Source organism: Bifidobacterium sp. UBA6881 (assembly GCA_002451435.1).
In the GTDB taxonomy this organism is placed as follows: Bacteria; Actinomycetota; Actinomycetes; order Actinomycetales; family Bifidobacteriaceae; genus Bifidobacterium.
Genome location: DKCF01000074.1, coordinates 4,839 through 5,338, shown reverse-complemented (window position 1 = coordinate 5,338; position 500 = coordinate 4,839). Strand labels below are relative to the sequence as shown.

At 63.8% G+C, this 500-nt stretch carries 1 protein-coding gene; it reads left to right on the top strand.

Going from position 1 to position 500, the window contains the following annotated elements; genetic code table 11:
* Nucleotides 1-498 (top strand): peptidylprolyl isomerase (locus tag B3C64_RS05580; protein WP_291534312.1); only part of this gene is annotated, 498 nt, incomplete at its 5' end.
* Between the last annotated feature and the right edge of the window lie 2 nt (nucleotides 499-500).

The window sequence follows — 500 nt, the reverse complement described above, 5'->3', positions numbered from 1 at the left end:
ATCAACCTGTTCGACGACAAGACCCCGAAGACCGTGGCCAACTTCCTCGGCCTCGCCACCGGCGAGAAGGAATGGCTCGACCCAACCACGGGCCAGCCGAGCCACGAACCGTTCTACAACGGACTGACCTTCCACCGCATCATCAAGGACTTCATGATCCAGGGCGGCTGTCCGCTGGGCACCGGCACCGGCGGCCCGGGCTACAATTTCGACGACGAGATCGTTCCGGACCTCACCTTCGACCGCCCGTACCTGCTGGCCATGGCGAACGCCGGCCTGCGTCGTGGCATGGACGGCAAGATCCACGGCACCAACGGCTCCCAGTTCTTCATCACCACCGTGCCGACCGAATGGCTCAACGGCCACCACACCATCTTCGGCGAAGTTGCCGATGACGAGTCCAAGGCAGTGGTCGACAAGCTCGACGCCGTGGCCACCGACCGCATGGACCGCCCGACCGAGCCGGTCGGCATCGTGTCCGTGGAAGTGCTCAAGTAAAA